The organism is Aminobacter sp. UC22_36 (assembly GCF_044056035.1).
Lineage (GTDB): Bacteria > Pseudomonadota > Alphaproteobacteria > Rhizobiales > Rhizobiaceae > Aminobacter.
Window position 1 is genome coordinate 389,597 of record NZ_CP171996.1, and the last position, 15,674, is coordinate 405,270.

Sequence of the window (15,674 nt, forward strand, 5' to 3'; positions counted from 1 at the left end):
GGAGGTGCGGGCTCAGTCCGTCGACGAGGTGTTCTTTGGCGCGACCTCGCTGTCGAGTATCTGCCGCGCCTCGGAGGGCAGCATGACGGGAATGCCGTCCCGGACGGGGTAGGCGAGGCGGGCGAGCCTGGAGACAAGTTCGCCGCGTTCGGCATCCCACCTCAGCGGCCCCTTGGTCAGCGGGCAGGCCAGCAGTTCGAGCAGCTTGACGTCGATGTCGCGCTTGTTGGTTTCGACCATTCCAGCTCTCCTGGCCGCCGCTGCTACTGCAAGCTCGATCCGAAGTCTTCGTTTTCGCGGGCCAGCGCCATCTCGGTGATGGCGATCAGCGTCTCGGCGCGGGTCTTGAGATCGGGAGCTTCGAGCAGTGCCTGCTTTTCGGCAGCTCCATAGGGCGCCATCATCGACAGCGCGTTGACCAGGATGGCGTTGTCGGCGCGGCTGACGCTCTCCCAGTCGGCCTCGAGTTCGTTGGCCTGCAGGTAGGTGCGGAAAGCTTTGAGCAGTGCCGGCCGGTCGACTTCCGCGCCGGCCTTGTCCTCGCCGAGGTCGGCGGCGAACGAGGCAATCTTACACTGCCGGAACGGCGTCTTGACGGCCAGCTCCTGGGTAACGCGGAAGCGGCAGACGCCTTGCAGCGAGATCAGGTAGCGGCCGTCGCCGGTCTCGGCGAGCGAGGTGATGCGGCCGATGCAGCCGACAGGGCAGAGCGCCGGTTCGCCGTCCGGACGCAGATTGCCGTCAAGCGACGGCTGGATCATGCCGATCAGCCGCGAGCCGGCCATCGCGTCATCGATCATCTGGAGGTAGCGCGGCTCGAAAATGTTGAGCGGCATGCGCCCGCCTGGCAAAAGCAGTGCCGCCGTCAGCGGAAACACCGCCAACGTTGTCGGCAGATCGCGGTCGAGCCGGTAATGCGCGTTTCCTGCCTGCATCTTGTCCTCAGTTGCTACTCATCTGGGGTCGCTGCAACCAAACGCAAGGCCGCGGTGTCGTTGCGACTACGAAAACAGCAACGACGACAGCTTGCGCCTTGTGGCCAGCGTCACCTCGTCGGTGAAGCCCCAGGCTTCGAACAGCTTGAGCAGTTGCGCCCGGGCGCCGTCGTCGTTCCAGGTCCGGTCCGCCTTGACGATGGCGAGCAGATTGTCGGCCGCCTCGCTGCGCTGGCCCTTGGCGTTCTGGATCATGGCGAGATCGAAGCGCGCCTGGTGATCGCCGGGATTCTGCGCCAGCTTGCGCTCGAGCTCGGCGGAATCGCCAAGAGCCGCCGCCTCCTGGGCAAGTGCGATCTTGGCGCGGACCGAAACCAGCGCCGGGGTCGATTTCTTGTCTTCCGACGCGCGCGCCAGCACCTCGTTCGCGCCTTCAATGTCGCCGGCCTCGAAGAGGATGTCGGCAAGTGCTGCGATGGCGTCGATATTGTCGGGCGCCTGTTCGAGCACCGCGTCATAAATCTGCGCCGCTGTCTGAAGGTCGCCGGCGTCGCGCGCTTCCGTCGCGGCTGCAAGCGCCTCGGCGACCTGCGGCTGACCACCATCCTTGCCGGCGATCTTGTCGATGAAGTCGCGGATCTGGCTCTCGGGCACAGCACCCATGAAACCGTCGACCGGCTGGCCGTTCTTGAAGGCGATGACCGCAGGGATCGACTGGATGCCGAGCTGGCCGGCAATCGCCGGATGATCGTCGATGTTCATCTTGACCAACTTCACTCGTCCACCGGCGGCCTGGACGACGCGCTCGATAACAGGGGTCAGCTGCTTGCAGGGGCCGCACCACGGCGCCCAGAAGTCGACCAGCACCGGCTGGTTGCGTGATTCCTGGATCACATCGGCAGGGAAGGCCGCGGTCGTCGTGTCCTTGATGAGATCGGCCGCAGGTGCGACACCATTGGCGGGTGCCGTGCCAAACTGCACGTTGGTGGCGTACTGGCTGCTCATGCCGCCGAAGGGATTGCTTTCGTTGCTCATCTTCACTCTTCCGGTGTGTCGTTCTCGCATGCGCCCTGTTCGGCCGCGCGGCTGTCAGCCAACCATGTGGCGATCAGCCCGAGACTTTCAAGATAACAGCATCGTGGCCGGTTGCCTCGACGAATCGCAGCAGATCGGCATTGGCGATGGAGGTCGTCGCCTCGTTGGTCAGCGGGTGGGCGTTGATCACGGCGTTTTCCATCAAGGTGGCATCGAGCACCAGCTTGACCTTGCCAGAGCTGTCGTTGATCAGCCCGAAGACGGTGACAGCACCTGGCACAACGCCGAGCAGCTCCATCAGTGCTTCCGGTTTGCCGAACGAGACCCTGCCTGACGCTCCGATCAGATGATGGATCTGCTTGAGGTCGACGTTCGCCTCCTCATCGACGGTGACCAGGAAGAAGCTGTCCTTCTTGTCCTTGAGGAACAGGTTCTTGGTGTGCCCGCCGGGGATCGCGCCGCGCAGCGCCTGCGAATCCGCGACCGAGTACAGCGGTGGGTGATCGTGCGTCTTAACAGCGATTCCGAGGCTGTCGAGGAAGGCCAAAAGTTCGGCCCTGGTCTTGGGATTCGTCGCGCCGGTCATGCAAGCCTTCGCCAAAAATTGCTGGGTGCCACGGTTTATGGGCAAAGGCCGCGGCCAAGACAAGCCCGCTCCATTCATCCACAGGCGCGGTTTCCGCAGAAATCCGGGCTTTCGCTGGGGTATGAAAAATAGCGGAAAAAGATCGCGCTTTCCCTGTTGCATTCGCCGCGAGCATCGGCCATATAGGCGCCGTTGCGGCGACGAGCCGCGGCGAGCGGGTGTAGCTCAGGGGTAGAGCACAACCTTGCCAAGGTTGGGGTCGAGCGTTCGAATCGCTTCACCCGCTCCAAATATCCCACGAAAAAGGCCGCGGTTCTCCGCGGCCTTCGTCGTTTCTGGGGGATGGTGAACCTGAAGCTTGGAAAAGACGCCCGACCGCGCATGACTGGCTCGGTCAGGCATCCGGTGCAACACGCGCTGTTCCAGCCACGCCGATAACAAAGACCGGAGGCATGCTGGTGATGCCGGGGCACTGCCAAGCCCGGCTGGCTCAAGTTGGTGGGCTTGCGGGCCTCTTCCGCCATCGGATGGTCAGCACGATCATGGCTTCGAAAGCGACGATGAAGCAAGCAGCCCAAAAGCCAACTCGCGCCAGATCGTGCCCACTGCTGCGCAAGGCATAGCCAAGACACAGAAACGGCGTGTTCCACATCAGGCAGCCAAGCAAAGTCGCAGCCAGGAAGGTTCTGGTTTCAAGCTTCAAGGCGCCGGCGGGCAAGGCAAGATAAATCCGAACCGCCGGAATGACCTGCCCCGACAGCGTCACCCAGAAATGATTGCGGCGGTAGGCATCGGTCAGCCTGTCATAGAACGACAGTTTCACGAATACGCATTTGCCATAACGCGCGACAGCCGCGCGCGCCCGTTGCGGCCCAAGCGACCAGCCGATCGCATACCAGCACAGCCCGCCAATCGCCGATCCTGCTGTCGTGACTGCAATCGTCAGGACGAGTGCCGCGCCATCCGGCACGGTCATTCCCAACAGCATCAGCAAGACGTAGGAGGGAAAGAGAGGGACGAACTTTTCGGCAATGGCGAGACAGCCGATGCCGACGAGCCCAAAGCTTATCAGCTCCGCGACAGCGTGCGGCACTTGCATGGTGAACTCAGGCGCCGTCATCGGATCTGCCAATCCGGTATACGGACGCCGGCGGAACATTCCAGACGGTTCGGCCGACACGCGCTGAACTAAGGTTCAGGTGATCCAGAACGGAATCGGGAACCGGACAGCGTGGGCCATAGGTGATCTGATAAAATGCACCGTTGGGCCTCAGATATTTGAAGGCTCCGCTCAGGATGGCAGTGACCTGATTGGGTTGCATTGCGCGAAAGCCTAGTCCGCTGACAACCGCGCCAACTGAAGCGCGATCAAACAGCCTGATTTCGGCAAGCCGTGTCGCATCCATCTTGAGAACGCGGGCTTGAGGGAAACGCGACTTCAAGAGCTGGACAAAATCAGCGCTGAACTCGACGAGCGTTAGATCTTTCTCGCACACGCCACGCCTGAGCAGTGAATAGGTGAAGGCTCCGGTGCCGGGTCCCAGCTCCATGACGGGACCGGTCGCAGCGTCGATTTCCTGGGTCATCAGTGCCGCGACACGGGCGCCTGATGGGGCCACAGCCGCGATGCTGCGCGGATTGCGAAGCCAGGCTAGAAAGAATGGCGGAATATCAGCGATCGACATGCCGGCCATCCAGGATCGAACCATCGACAGAAGGTGTGAGTTGTCGTTCAGCCGCGAGGCTGGCGGAATTGCGGGGCATTGATCTCGTCCTATCCAGTGAGGAGCTGAGAACTCACACGCCCAGATTGAGAAAACCTGTCACGCAAACATTCGTCGATGGATGGAATGGGCGGCGCCGGAATGGGCCAAAAACCTCCTCGCAAAAGCTTGGTTGCAAGGTTTTCTCAATGCAGCCGTGATGGCACCTGGTTAAACCATCCGAGCGAGCGACGGAGCTTACAGAATGCGCGTGCTGTTGGTGGAAGACGAACAGGCGATGGTCGGTGTGCTCCGTAGCGGACTGGTCCGCCACGACATGGTTGTCGACGATGTGGCAAGCTTGGCGGAGGCTGACGCAGCGCTCTACAACGATATTTACGACGTGGTGGTGCTGGACCGCAGATTGCCGGATGGCGACGGGCTTTCGCTGATCAAGTCACTGCGCGCAAGCGGCAATGTGGTGCCGGTGCTGGTTCTGACCGCGAAAGGTGACCTGATCGACCGGGTTGCCGGCCTCGACAGCGGTGCTGACGATTATCTCGGCAAACCATTTGCCTTTGAGGAATTGCTGGCCCGGCTCAGGGCCATCATGCGCCGTCCGGTCAATCTACAGGCTGACATCGTGCGTATCGGCCGCATGTCGTTCGACTTCACGCACCGCGAGGCGCATGTCGACGGGGTTCATCTGCGGATGCCGCGGCGGGAGTTGCTTGTGGTTGAAGCCCTGATGCGGCGAATGGGCCGCATGGTACTGCGCGAAACGCTGATGGAAGCTGTTTTTGGCATGAATGACGATATCGAGTCGAATGCGCTCGATACCCATATTTCGCGGGCCCGCCGTAAGCTCGCGGATGCCAATGCAGGCGTAACGATCAGCGGCATACGTGGGGTGGGCTATCTCCTGAGCGAGACAGCGTGATGCGATCGAAGCCGCGTTCCCTGAAGTGGCTTCTGGTCAGCAGGATCGTAGCGCTGCAGGCGGCAATGATCGCTGCATTCGTGGTGCTGGTCGTTGCAGCACTTTGGAGCACCGGCTATCTCGTCGAAGATTACGAGGGAGGCAGTCTCGACGTGCTCGCGGATGCGGTTGTGCGAGATGCGAGCGGCGGGCTGGCTCTTCGGCCGACCTCCGAACTTGTTCGTCTTCGGTCCGAAGCTCCGGAGCTCTGGTTCGTGATCCGGGATGCCGAGGCACATCGCTTGTCGGAGGGCAACGTGCCGCCGACCTATGCGCCCGTCGTCGGCATACTCGACAAGCTGAACGACGCCCGGCTCGGGCAGGTGGGAGTAGGTGGAAAGCCTGATGCCGTCATCAAGTGGGTCACAACCGCCGCCGGCAAGGTTCAGATCTTGACTGGCACCCAAGGGCGGATGTCCATCCGTCGCCTTGCCATGGGGGTATCCGGGGGATTTGTCTCCGTCATCTTGCCGGTAATCGCCCTGATGGCGCTGGCGACCTTGGTTGCGACACCTGTTGTCGTACGACGGGCGCTGGCAGGGCTGGGCCGGGCGGTGGCGCAAGCGGCCCGCATCGAATTTGACAAGCGCGGGTTGCAGCTGCCGGTGAACGATGTGCCTGTCGAAATCGGTCCGCTTGTCAGCGCGGTCAACGATGCGCTCCGACGTCTCGATGCCGGATACGCACGCCATCAGCACTTTCTTGCCCAGGCAGCACATGAACTGCGCACGCCGATTGCGATACTGAATGCGCGGGTTGCAGCGTTGCCCTCTGGAGCCGACAAGCGAGGTCTGCTCGAGGACGCCGCACGTCTTGCGACGCTTGCAGGCCAGCTTCTCGATCTTCAGCGGCTCGATCAGAAGTCGAACCACTTCCTGCCAGTTAATCTGGTTGGCATGGCCAAACAGGTGGTCTTTGATCTCGGCCCGCTGGCGCTGACGGCAGGCTATGACATGTCATTTGAACCTGATCGGGGCGAAGTCCTGATCGTGGGCGACCAGACCTCGCTCGAAAGGGCCCTGACCAATCTGGTGCAAAACGCCATCGACCATGGTGGCCGCCATGGAACGATCACGGTTCGTGTCGGTGCCGCCGGCTTCGTCGAAGTGTGCGATGAAGGCAAAGGCATTCCGGCCAATGAGCGGAGGCAGATATTCGAACCGTTCAACCGCTTGAAACCTGACGGTCGCGGTGCTGGGCTGGGGCTTAATCTTGTGCAGGAGATCATGCACCTGCACGGTGGCCAGGTTGCTGTCGTTGACGCTGACAAAGGCGCATGCCTGCGGATGCAGTTTCTGACACCTACCAGCTGACGCCTCTCTCCAATGAAGCGTCAGCGGCTGCGGGTCAGGCGCTCGAAGCTGGACAGGATCAGGATGGCGGTTGCGGCGAGGCCGGCGCAAAGGCCCCACCACACGCCCGTCGGGCCAAGCGGATAAGACAGCGCCACGGCGACGGGAAAGCCGACCAGCCAGTAGCCGACAAGGGTCAGGCCAAGCGTTCGCCTGGCGCGACCAAGGCCACGCATCAGGCCGACGCCGACGTTCTGCGAACAGTCGAAGAGCTGCAGGATGGCTGCCATGGCCAGCAATTGGGCGGCGATCCGCATCGTTTCTGTCGTGCCCGACCCGGTGCCGGCGGCAAAGATGGACAGCACCAGCTGTGGCGCCAGGATGTAGCCGACGCCGATAATTGCCATGGCGGCAATCCCGATACCAACGCCGATCGCGCCATAGCGGCGCTTCAACTGGTTTTGCCCGAGCCCTTGCGCCTCGCTGATGGCCACCGACGTGCCATGCGACAGGCCGATGGCCAGCATGAAGGCAATGTAGATGACCTGGTTGACGATGTTGTGGGCGGCAAGGGCGGCTTCGCCGAAGGTGCCCATCAAAAGCGCGATGGCGACGGTGAAGGCGGCCTCGGAACCATAGGCCGCCGACGTCGGCACGCCCAGGGCCAGGGTGCGTCTCCAGGCCTGCGTGTCGATCCGCAGCAAGGCCGGTACGACGCTGGAAGCATCGTAACCCGGGGTGCGCAGCAAATGGATCGAAAGCGCGGCAAGGCTTGCCAAGTGCACCAGCGCGGCGGCGAATGCCACGCCTGGTGCGCCGAGCCGCGGCAAGCCAAAACGGCCGGTGGCGAGGCCATAGGCGAGAATGGCGTTGAGCGCGATGGAGGCGACGGTGATCGCCAGCACCGGCCCGGGCTTGCGCAGGCCGACAGCGAAGCTGCGCAGTGCGTTGAACCACAGGCAGGGCAGAATGCCCCAGCATGTCGCCAGCAGGTAGATGCCGGCGCGGCGCGCGACATCGGCGTCCTGTCCGAACATCAACAGCAGCGGCTCGGCCTGGGTCATGACCGCCATGGCGACAAGTCCGGCGAGCGTCGAGATCTGCAGGCTCGCGGCGGCGTAGCGCGCGATCTTGCCAGCGTCGCCTGTGCTGCGAGCCTCTTCGGCAACGAGATTGGCGGTGCCCACGGCAAGGCCGACGCCCATCGTGCGCAGCAGGTTGAACAGGCCGATCGCAAGCCCGCCGGCGGCGAGTTCGGCCGAACCAAGCAGGCCGAGCACGATGATCGAGGTCGTCGAGATCGCCACCTGGGCAAGCTGGGTCAGTGCCAACGGCACCGCCAGCTCCAATATGTGGCGCGCATCGGCGATAACGCGCGACAGGTTGGAGGATCTCGCCATGTCGCGCGTCAAGCCATTGCTCAGGCGAGGATGCGGCCGGCGATGGCGCGCGGCGTCTCGGCCTTGAAGGTGTCGGGGTAGAGGATCGCCGCGGCCTCGTTGATGACGACACGGCGGGCGATCGGGCCGTGCGACTCGATCCAGTGGTCACCGACGAAATGGACCTTGCCTTGCTGGACCGCGCGCAAGGACGACCAGATCGGGTTGGTTTCGAACGGGCGATCCGGGCCGTAGTCATAGACGATGATGACGTCGGGATCGGCGACCAGCATGGCCTCGAGGTTCATCTCGAAGGCGGTGTTGTCGGGAACCTCCGGTGTCGGGTTCTTGCCGGCGACATTGACCCCGCCGAGTGCGGTCAGGATCGAGGCGGTGACGTCGTCTTCGTAGAAGGTCCAGGGGGCTTCGCCCGAGCCGTAGAAATAGAGGTACTTCACGCCGCGATCCCTAGGCGCCTTGGCCTTCAGCGCGTCGAACTCGGCCTGGAAATCGGCGATGAGTTTCTCGCCTTCGGCCTTCTTGCCCAGCGCTTCGGCGACCAGCAGAAGGTCGCGCTCGGAATCCTCCGAGGTTTCGAGGCGAACCGCCAGATAGGGCGCGATCTCCTCCAGCTTGGCGGCATTGGCTTCGGTGTAGCGTTTGATGGCGACGATCAGGTCGGGCTTTGCCTGGGCCAGGAGCTCCAGGTTGGGACTGGCGCGTTGGCCGATCTTGGCCACGTCAACGAGCCTGTCGAGCAGGTGATCGGGATTGCGGCCCTCGACCATGTAGGTGGTGGCAACCGGGGTGACGCCCAGTGCCAGGGCGACGTCGGCGCCGAAATAGGAGATCGCGGCGACCCTCTTGGCATCGTCGGCAAGCTTGATTTCGACGCCACGGTCGTCGGTGATCGTGTGCGGGGCGGCCCTGGCTGCGGTGGCGAACATCGCCACCATGCCGACGGCGGTGGAGCGGACCAGGAAATCTCTGCGGTTCATGATGTGGTTCCTTTCAGACAGGGGCATGGCGGGAAGGGGCCTTGATCGACCCGGTGGCAATGAAGACGGGCGGGCTGCCGGTGGCACAGGTGATCGAGGCGCTGACGCGGAACGTGTCGGTCAACAGGCGCTCGGTCATGACATCGGCAGGTACGCCCTGGTCGATGATGGTGCCGCGATCGACGGCAACGAGATGGTTGGCGAAGCGGACGGCCTGGTTGAGGTCGTGCAGCGACAGCACCACCGTGATGCCGTGGGCGCGGTTGATGTGCTGCAACAGCTCAAGCACCTCGAACTGGTGGCCGATGTCGAGGAAGGTCGTGGGTTCGTCGAGCAGAAGGATTTCGGCTTCGACGGCGAGCGCCATGGCGATCCAGGCACGGCGGCGTTCACCGCCCGAGAGCGTTGAGACCATGCGGTCGGCGAGGCTGGTCATGTCGGTGGCGGCGATGGCCCGCGCAACGGCTTCGGCATCGCCAGGGGCGACGCGCCCAAGCAGGCCGTGATGCGGGTGCCTGCCATAAGCGATGAGCTCGGCGACAGTGATCTCCGGCGGGTCGACCATCTCCTGCGGCAGAAAGGAAAGCCGTCGTGCCAGCTGCTTGCGCGGCCATGCCGAGAGCTTTCGACCGTCGAGCGCGATCTCACCCGACATCGGGCGCAGCAGTCCGGCCATGGCGCGCAGCAAGGTGCTCTTGCCGCAGCCATTGGCGCCGATCAGCGCAGTGATTTTGCCTGAGGGAACCGACAGGCTGACATTGCGCAGCACCTGATGTGCGCCATAGCCGAGAGAGATGTCCTGGCAGGTCAGGCCGGTCATGTGCGTCGCCCCAGCAGCACGAGGAAAATCGGCACGCCGATCAGCGCGGTGACGGCGCCAACCGGGATTTCGGCAGGCGGGATGGCGATGCGGCCGATAAGATCGCCAAGCGTCACCAAAAGGGCGCCGAGAAGGGCCGAGATCGGCAACGACCTCGCCAGCGACGAGCCGACCAAGCGGCGCGCGGCATGAGGCGTGATGAGGCCGACAAAACCCAGCGGGCCGACGATCGCCACCGCACTCGAAGCCAGCACGGTGGCAAGGGCGATGGCCGAAAACCTGACGGTGCCGACATGGACACCAAGTGTCGCTGCCGCGTCGTCGCCGATCGAAAGCAGGTCGAGCTTGGCGACCATGACCGGCAGGGCCAGCAGCCCGGCGATGGTCCAAGGCAGCAGATGCAGTGCGTGCTCCCAGCCGCGGGCATAAAGGCTGCCCGACAGCCACAGCAGCACCGTCTCCATCCGCGTCGAACCCCAGGCGGCGAAAATGCCGAGGCCCAGCGCCTGGAAGGTGATGCCGATGGCGATGCCGGCCAGCACCAGCCGGAGCGGGGTCGCGCCGGCGTGCCAGGCGACGAGATAGGTCAAGGTCGCCGCGACCAGGCCGCCGAAAAGCGCAACGAACGGCAAGGGTGCGAGCGGATAAGAGGTCAGCTTGCTGCCGTCGGTCTGGCCCCAATAGACGGTGAAAAGCAAAAAGATCATCACCGCGAGCATGGCGCCGCCGGCAATGCCGAGCACGTTGGGGTCGGTCAGCGGGTTGCGTGTCGCGGCCTGCAACAGATGCCCTGATAGGGCGAGATGGACGCCGACAAGGATACCGATGGCGACGCGCGGCAGCCGGATGTCCCACAAGATGGCGGCGTTGTCGCCGGTGCCGAAGAAAAGGGCATCGAGCCCCTGCCGCAGCCCGAGATCGGCAGCGCCATTGAGCGTTGCAACAAAGGCGAAGATGACCAGCGCGCAAAAGGTGACAACGGCGGTGGGCCAGAACGGAAGCCGGGTCATGCCGTCCTCCTCCAGACCATGTGGATCAGGAACGGGCCGCCGACGATTGCGGTGAGAACGCCGATCGGCAATTCGCGCGGGGCGGCCATGGTGCGGGCCAGCGTGTCGGCGGCAAGCAAAGCGATCGCGCCCAGCATGGCAGCGACAGGCATCAGGACCTGATGCCTGATGCCGACGATGCTGCGGGCGATGTGGGGAATGCACAGGCCAAGGAAGCCGATGGGACCGGCGACGGCGACGACGCCGACCGACAGGACGATTGCGGTCGAGGCACCGGCGAGGCGCCAGAAGCCGACATTGAGGCCGAGCGTTGCGGCGGCTTCGTCACCGAGCGCGAGCAGGTCGAGCGGCCTTGCCAGCACCATACAGGCACACAGGCCCGCGATGGCCCAGGGCAGCAGGATGGTGAGATGTTGCCAACCCCGGCCGGCGAGGCCGCCGGTGAGCCAGAAAAACACCGAGGCGACGGTCGGCCCGGCATGAACAAGTGCCGTGGTGATGCCCGCGGCGCAGAAGAAGGCGACGGCCGAACCTGCCAGCGCCAGCCGGACCGGCGACAGCCCACCGGCGGAAGCGATCAGCAGGCTGGTGCCGCCTGCCAGCAATCCGCCGGCGAGGCCGATGAAGGGGTGGGCGATGGCCGCCACCGACGGCACGAAGACGTAGAAGACAACGATGGCAAAGCTGGCGCCGGTCAAAACACCGGTGAGGTCGGGCGAGGCGAGCGGGTTGCGCGCCACGCCCTGCATGACGACGCCTGAACTGGCGAGCGCTGCACCTGCCAGCATGGCCAGAAGTTCGCGCGGGATGCGCAGCTTCCACAGGATCGCTGCTTCAGGGCCGGCGCTGCGCCCCAAAAGCGCATCGATGACCACTGGCACAGGGGTTGCGACGCCGCCGACGAACAGCCCGCCAATGGCCAGGGCGCCAAGCACGACAAGCCCCGCTACGAGCAGACCGGCGACGCGAAGGCTGCTTGTGCAGCGTCCCGCTCCGGTTCGACTGGCTGAGGCGGCGCCCGGAAGCGATGTCATCGCGCGGCGCTGGTGTTGCGGTGAAGGACCATCATTCGTCGTGCCGGCCGCGCCAATTGATGAGAAAACCAATCAAGTTTTCTCGCCAATCGCCTACAGCGCCCGGCTGCGCAATCGAAAACTTCTCATGCTAGCATGCAATTTTCTCATGCCGAATGCGTCCGTACCGCCCATTGATGGCAACGGCCTTAAGATCGGCGCTGGTTTCAATCAGCGCCTTTGGCATGAGCGGAGGCTTGTAGTGCGATACTACACAGCGGCGGCCTTGGCGGCGCGCAGCAGCATGCCGAACAGGTCGCGCGGCTCGTCGGGATCGGCGAGCAGGTCGAGTTCCTCGAACAGGCCGGTGTCGATCAGCTTGTCCCTGACGTAGCGCAGGGCAGAGAAATCCTCGATGGCAAAGCCGACGGAATCGAACAAGGTCACTTGTGCGCTCGAGCTGCGGCCTTGCGCCTTGCCGGCCATGACCTGCCACAGCTCGATGACAGGGTGGTCGGCGGGCAATTGCTGGATCTCGCCCTCGATGCGGGTCTGCGGCGGAAACTCGACGAAGATGTCCGAGCGCAGCAGGATGTCCTTGTGCAGTTCGGTCTTGCCCGGGCAATCGCCGCCGACAGCGTTGATGTGCACGCCGGTGCCGACCATGTTGTCGGTCAGGATCGTCGCGAGCTGCTTGTCGGCGGTGACGGTGGTGATGATCTGAGCACCTTCGACCGCGTCCTGCGCGTTGTCAGAGATGACGATGTCGAAACCCATGCCGGCAAGGTTGTCCCGGCATTTCCGCGAAGCCGAGGCGTCGATGTCGTAGAGCCGCAGCTTGTCGATACCAAGCAGCGCCTTGAACGCTATGGCTTGGAACTCCGACTGGGCGCCATTGCCGATGATTGCCATGGTGTCGGCCCCTTTGGGCGCCAGATATTTGGCCGCCACCGCCGAGGTTGCCGCAGTGCGCAGCGCCGTCAGGATGGTCATCTCGGTCAGCAGCATCGGATAGCCGTTGCCGACATCGGCGAGCACGCCGAAGGCGGTCACGGTCTGGCGGCCGTCGCGGGTGTTCTTGGGATGGCCGTTGACGTATTTGAAGCCGTAGAGATGGCCGTCGCTGGTCGGCATCAGCTCGATGACGCCATCATGGCTGTGCGAGGCGATGCGCGGGGTCTTGTCGAACTGCTCCCAGCGCAGGAAATCCTCTTCGACATAGGCCGCAAGTTCCGTCAGGAAACGCTCGACGCCGATGGCAAGCACCAGCTTCATCATGTGATCGACGCTGACGAACGGAACGACGTTCAGTTTTTCGGTCATGGTCAAAAACTCCGGGTCGGACGGTCCATGATGCGGCGGCCCATCAGGCTCGCCGTCAGGTCGACCATCAGCGTTGCGGTGCGGCCGCGTTCGTCGAGGAACGGGTTCAGTTCAACCAGGTCGAGGCTGGTGACCAGGCCGCTGTCATGCAGCATTTCCATGACCAGATGCGCCTCGCGGAAGGTCGCGCCGCCAGGCACGGTGGTGCCGACGGCCGGTGCGATCGCCGGATCGAGAAAGTCGACGTCGAAGCTGACATGCAGCATGCCGTTTTCGGCCGCGACACGCTCCAGGAAGGCGCGCAGCAGCGGCGCGATGCCATGCTCGTCGATGGCGCGCATGTCGTGGACGTCAACGCCGGCCTCAGCGAGTGCGACCCGCTCGGCCGGATCAACGCTGCGGATGCCAATCGCGCAGATGCGCTGCGGGCTCACCTTGGCCTGAAGCTTGGGGAAATAACCTTCGAAACCGGACAGGCCGCTGGCATAAGCGAGGGGAACGCCATGCAGATTGCCGCTGGTCGTGGTGTCGAGCGTGTGGAAATCCGGATGCGCGTCGAGCCAGAGCACAAACAGCGGCCGGTCGAGTTCCGCCGCGCGCCTGGCGATGCCACTGACGGTGCCCGCCGACATGCTGTGGTCGCCACCGAGGAAGATCGGCAGGGCATCAGCGCTCATCTGGTAGGCGGCTTCGGCCAGGGCGGCGGTCCAGGCGGCGATCGCGGGCAGGGCTTTCAGCGCCTGGTTGGCATGCGTCAGTGCCGGGCCCGGTGTCGGCACCACCTGTCCCATGTCGGTGACGGAGTGGCCGAGTTCCACAAGTGCCTCGACCAGGCCGGCGGTCCTGAGCGAGCTCGGTCCCATGTCGCAGCCCCTTCGGTCGGTGCCTTCCTGGATGGGTGCGCCTACGATCCGGCAATGCATCTTTGTTCTCCTCAGCGGGCCGCGGCCCGATATGGTTTTTCGAATACAGTCTAGCGACGCAACGCAGGAATGTCGCGAGCCGTGGTCCGCATGGCTGTTCGCCCTAAGAGCGGCGTTGCCCGACCCCGGCCGTGCTCTGGTTTTCGCCCTGGTCCTTGAGCCAGATAACGAAGGAATCGGCAACGCGGGAGCGCGCATTCACCACGGCATAATATGCTCCCAGTGTGGCGTCCACTGACGGGCACAGGTGCCGGATGGTGCCGGCTTCAAGGGCCGAGGTCACGAAGGCCGTGTTGGCCTGGGCGACGCCGAGGCCGCTGAGGCAGGCGTCGATGGCGGCCTCGTCGGTGTCGAAGACCATGCTGTCGCCGTTCGGCTGGAAGGCGATGCCCGCTGCCTTGCACCATTGCCGCCACGACCAGCCGTCTGCGGTGTCCTGAAGCACAGCTAGCGAAAGAACACCCTCGGGCGTGATGGCGCTCATGCCATCGACAAGCAGTTCCGGCCGGCACACCGCCGCGGTGCGATCGATCAGGAATATCTCGCCTGATATGTCGTTTCGCTGGGGCGTGCCCCTGACATATTTGATCTCGACATCGGTGCGCTCGCTGGTCGCTGCGCTGATGGTCTGAAACCTCAGATCGACACCGGGATGGCCGCGGCGGAAATGGTCGATCCTGGGGATCAGCCAGCGCTGCGTCAGCGTCAGCGGCGCGCGGATCGTCAGCCTGGCTGTCCGGCCCGAGACCGCGCGCATGCCGGTTCGGATCTGGGCGAGTGCCCCGTTGGCATGGGCGAGGAAAATGCGTCCGGCGTCGGTGAGCTCGATCGCGTTGTGGCTACGGACGAACAACACCGCGTCGAGGCCCTGTTCGAGCTGCTTGACCTGGCGGCTGACGGCGCCAGGCGTCAGGTGCAGTTCGGCCGCGGCAAGGGTCAGGCTGCCCAGACGTGCTGCCGCTTCGAACGCAACGAGTGTGTTCAGCCAGGGCAGGCGGGCAGTCTCTGAGCGTCCGTTGTGCATTCCAGCCTTACAATTCGTCGATTGCGATGCGCCTTGCCGCCGGTGCGCGCGGCCGAATCCAGCAGGCCGTCATCCAAAGACTAGCACGGCCAGCACCGTTTGGTTAAAGCCCGAACGCGCTGGCCAGCGTCTTCGCCGCAGCGTCATTGAAATGCAAGCGTGTTCCAGCCGGCAGTATCAGCCGAAGCGTAAGACGCGAGGTGGAACCGTCTACCGCAATCGCGCGGCGAGGTGCAGCGCCATAGAATGGCGCTGCGGGCTCAGAGCCCGGCGGTGAAGCCGATGACACCCTTGAAGCCGTAGCCGCCCCGGAAGCTGGTCGAGGCAAGTGCCTCGCCATGCAGGGCATATTTGCCGCCGGCCCATTTGTAGCTGCCGCCGACGCCGATCTCACCGGCGAAGCGCTGCGGTTCGAAGGCGAGGTCGACGCCCGACACCGCGACCGAGGAACCGTCGAGGAACTCGTAGGTCAGGTTGGCGATGCCGTAGACATGGCTGCCGGTTGCGGCCATGTCGTAGTTCAGTGCCGTGCCGATGCGGCCCTTGAGACTGTCGCCTTTTTTCAGCGAGACATTGGCGCCGAACGGATCGGTAAAGGCATCGAAGCTGACCGAGGAATAGGCCAGCTGCGCCTGCGGCGTCAGCGACCAGATG

Annotated in this window: 17 protein-coding genes and 1 tRNA gene; 3 read left to right on the top strand and 15 right to left on the bottom strand. The window is 64.0% G+C overall.

The window, feature by feature from the left end:
• Positions 1–12: 12 nt before the first annotated feature.
• The 4 genes from ACHMW7_RS04815 to ACHMW7_RS04830 all read right to left on the bottom strand — a co-directional run bounded on the left by ACHMW7_RS04815 (position 13) and on the right by ACHMW7_RS04830 (position 2,556).
• Positions 13–240, bottom strand: a complete 228-nt coding sequence (locus ACHMW7_RS04815) for a Trm112 family protein (protein WP_395449214.1) — start codon at positions 238–240, stop codon at positions 13–15.
• 23 nt (positions 241–263) lie between these two features.
• Positions 264–935: an LON peptidase substrate-binding domain-containing protein gene (locus ACHMW7_RS04820; protein WP_395449215.1), complete on the bottom strand. Its 672-nt coding sequence runs from the start codon at positions 933–935 to the stop codon at positions 264–266.
• Positions 936–1,001: 66 nt separating this feature from the next.
• Positions 1,002–1,970: a thioredoxin gene (trxA, locus tag ACHMW7_RS04825; protein WP_395449216.1), complete on the bottom strand. Its 969-nt coding sequence runs from the start codon at positions 1,968–1,970 to the stop codon at positions 1,002–1,004.
• A 73-nt stretch (positions 1,971–2,043) separates the two neighbouring features.
• A complete protein-coding gene (locus ACHMW7_RS04830) occupies positions 2,044–2,556 on the bottom strand; it encodes a prolyl-tRNA synthetase associated domain-containing protein (RefSeq protein WP_395449217.1) in 513 nt (170 codons plus the stop codon).
• A gap of 214 nt (positions 2,557–2,770) precedes the next feature.
• Between ACHMW7_RS04830 and ACHMW7_RS04835 the strand changes: the two genes are divergently transcribed.
• Positions 2,771–2,845 (top strand) — tRNA-Gly (locus tag ACHMW7_RS04835).
• Positions 2,846–3,046: 201 nt separating this feature from the next.
• Here ACHMW7_RS04835 and ACHMW7_RS04840 read toward each other — a convergent pair.
• Positions 3,047–3,676 (bottom strand): DedA family protein, encoded by a 630-nt coding sequence (locus ACHMW7_RS04840; RefSeq protein WP_395449218.1) that lies wholly within the window; start codon positions 3,674–3,676, stop codon positions 3,047–3,049.
• A complete protein-coding gene (locus ACHMW7_RS04845) occupies positions 3,663–4,241 on the bottom strand; it encodes a class I SAM-dependent methyltransferase (RefSeq protein WP_395449219.1) in 579 nt (192 codons plus the stop codon). The genes ACHMW7_RS04840 and ACHMW7_RS04845 overlap by 14 nt, the downstream gene beginning before the upstream one ends.
• 283 nt (positions 4,242–4,524) lie before the next feature.
• On the opposite strand from ACHMW7_RS04845, the gene ACHMW7_RS04850 reads away from it, so the two are divergent.
• Positions 4,525–5,199: a response regulator transcription factor gene (locus ACHMW7_RS04850; protein ID WP_395449220.1), complete on the top strand. Its 675-nt coding sequence runs from the start codon at positions 4,525–4,527 to the stop codon at positions 5,197–5,199.
• Positions 5,199–6,551 (top strand): sensor histidine kinase, encoded by a 1,353-nt coding sequence (locus ACHMW7_RS04855; protein WP_395449221.1) that lies wholly within the window; start codon positions 5,199–5,201, stop codon positions 6,549–6,551. The genes ACHMW7_RS04850 and ACHMW7_RS04855 overlap by 1 nt, the downstream gene beginning before the upstream one ends.
• Before the next feature lie 20 nt (positions 6,552–6,571).
• Here the strand turns inward: ACHMW7_RS04855 and ACHMW7_RS04860 are convergent, their stop codons facing one another.
• The 9 genes from ACHMW7_RS04860 to ACHMW7_RS04900 all read right to left on the bottom strand — a co-directional run bounded on the left by ACHMW7_RS04860 (position 6,572) and on the right by ACHMW7_RS04900 (position 15,673).
• A complete protein-coding gene (locus ACHMW7_RS04860) occupies positions 6,572–7,930 on the bottom strand; it encodes an MATE family efflux transporter (RefSeq protein ID WP_395449222.1) in 1,359 nt (452 codons plus the stop codon).
• A gap of 20 nt (positions 7,931–7,950) precedes the next feature.
• Positions 7,951–8,907: an ABC transporter substrate-binding protein gene (locus ACHMW7_RS04865; RefSeq protein WP_395449223.1), complete on the bottom strand. Its 957-nt coding sequence runs from the start codon at positions 8,905–8,907 to the stop codon at positions 7,951–7,953.
• Between the two features lie 13 nt (positions 8,908–8,920).
• Positions 8,921–9,727: an ABC transporter ATP-binding protein gene (locus tag ACHMW7_RS04870; RefSeq protein ID WP_395449224.1), complete on the bottom strand. Its 807-nt coding sequence runs from the start codon at positions 9,725–9,727 to the stop codon at positions 8,921–8,923.
• The gene (locus ACHMW7_RS04875) at positions 9,724–10,737 is read right to left on the bottom strand and encodes a FecCD family ABC transporter permease (protein ID WP_395449225.1); all 1,014 of its coding nucleotides are present in this window, start codon (positions 10,735–10,737) and stop codon (positions 9,724–9,726) included. The genes ACHMW7_RS04870 and ACHMW7_RS04875 overlap by 4 nt, the downstream gene beginning before the upstream one ends.
• Entirely contained in the window at positions 10,734–11,771 is a 1,038-nt protein-coding gene (locus ACHMW7_RS04880) for a FecCD family ABC transporter permease (RefSeq protein ID WP_395449226.1), read from the bottom strand. Before ACHMW7_RS04880 ends, ACHMW7_RS04875 begins: the two co-directional genes overlap by 4 nt.
• A gap of 249 nt (positions 11,772–12,020) precedes the next feature.
• Positions 12,021–13,073 carry an ornithine cyclodeaminase gene (locus tag ACHMW7_RS04885; protein WP_395449227.1) on the bottom strand — a complete coding sequence of 351 codons (1,053 nt, stop codon included), beginning with the start codon at positions 13,071–13,073 and terminating at the stop codon, positions 12,021–12,023.
• Between the two features lie 2 nt (positions 13,074–13,075).
• The gene (gene rocF / locus ACHMW7_RS04890; protein ID WP_395449228.1) at positions 13,076–13,996 is read right to left on the bottom strand and encodes an arginase; all 921 of its coding nucleotides are present in this window, start codon (positions 13,994–13,996) and stop codon (positions 13,076–13,078) included.
• A gap of 103 nt (positions 13,997–14,099) precedes the next feature.
• Positions 14,100–15,020 carry a LysR substrate-binding domain-containing protein gene (locus tag ACHMW7_RS04895; protein ID WP_395449229.1) on the bottom strand — a complete coding sequence of 307 codons (921 nt, stop codon included), beginning with the start codon at positions 15,018–15,020 and terminating at the stop codon, positions 14,100–14,102.
• 260 nt (positions 15,021–15,280) lie between these two features.
• Positions 15,281–15,673 (bottom strand): autotransporter outer membrane beta-barrel domain-containing protein, encoded by a 393-nt coding sequence (locus tag ACHMW7_RS04900; protein ID WP_395451263.1) that lies wholly within the window; start codon positions 15,671–15,673, stop codon positions 15,281–15,283.
• Between the last annotated feature and the right edge of the window lies 1 nt (position 15,674).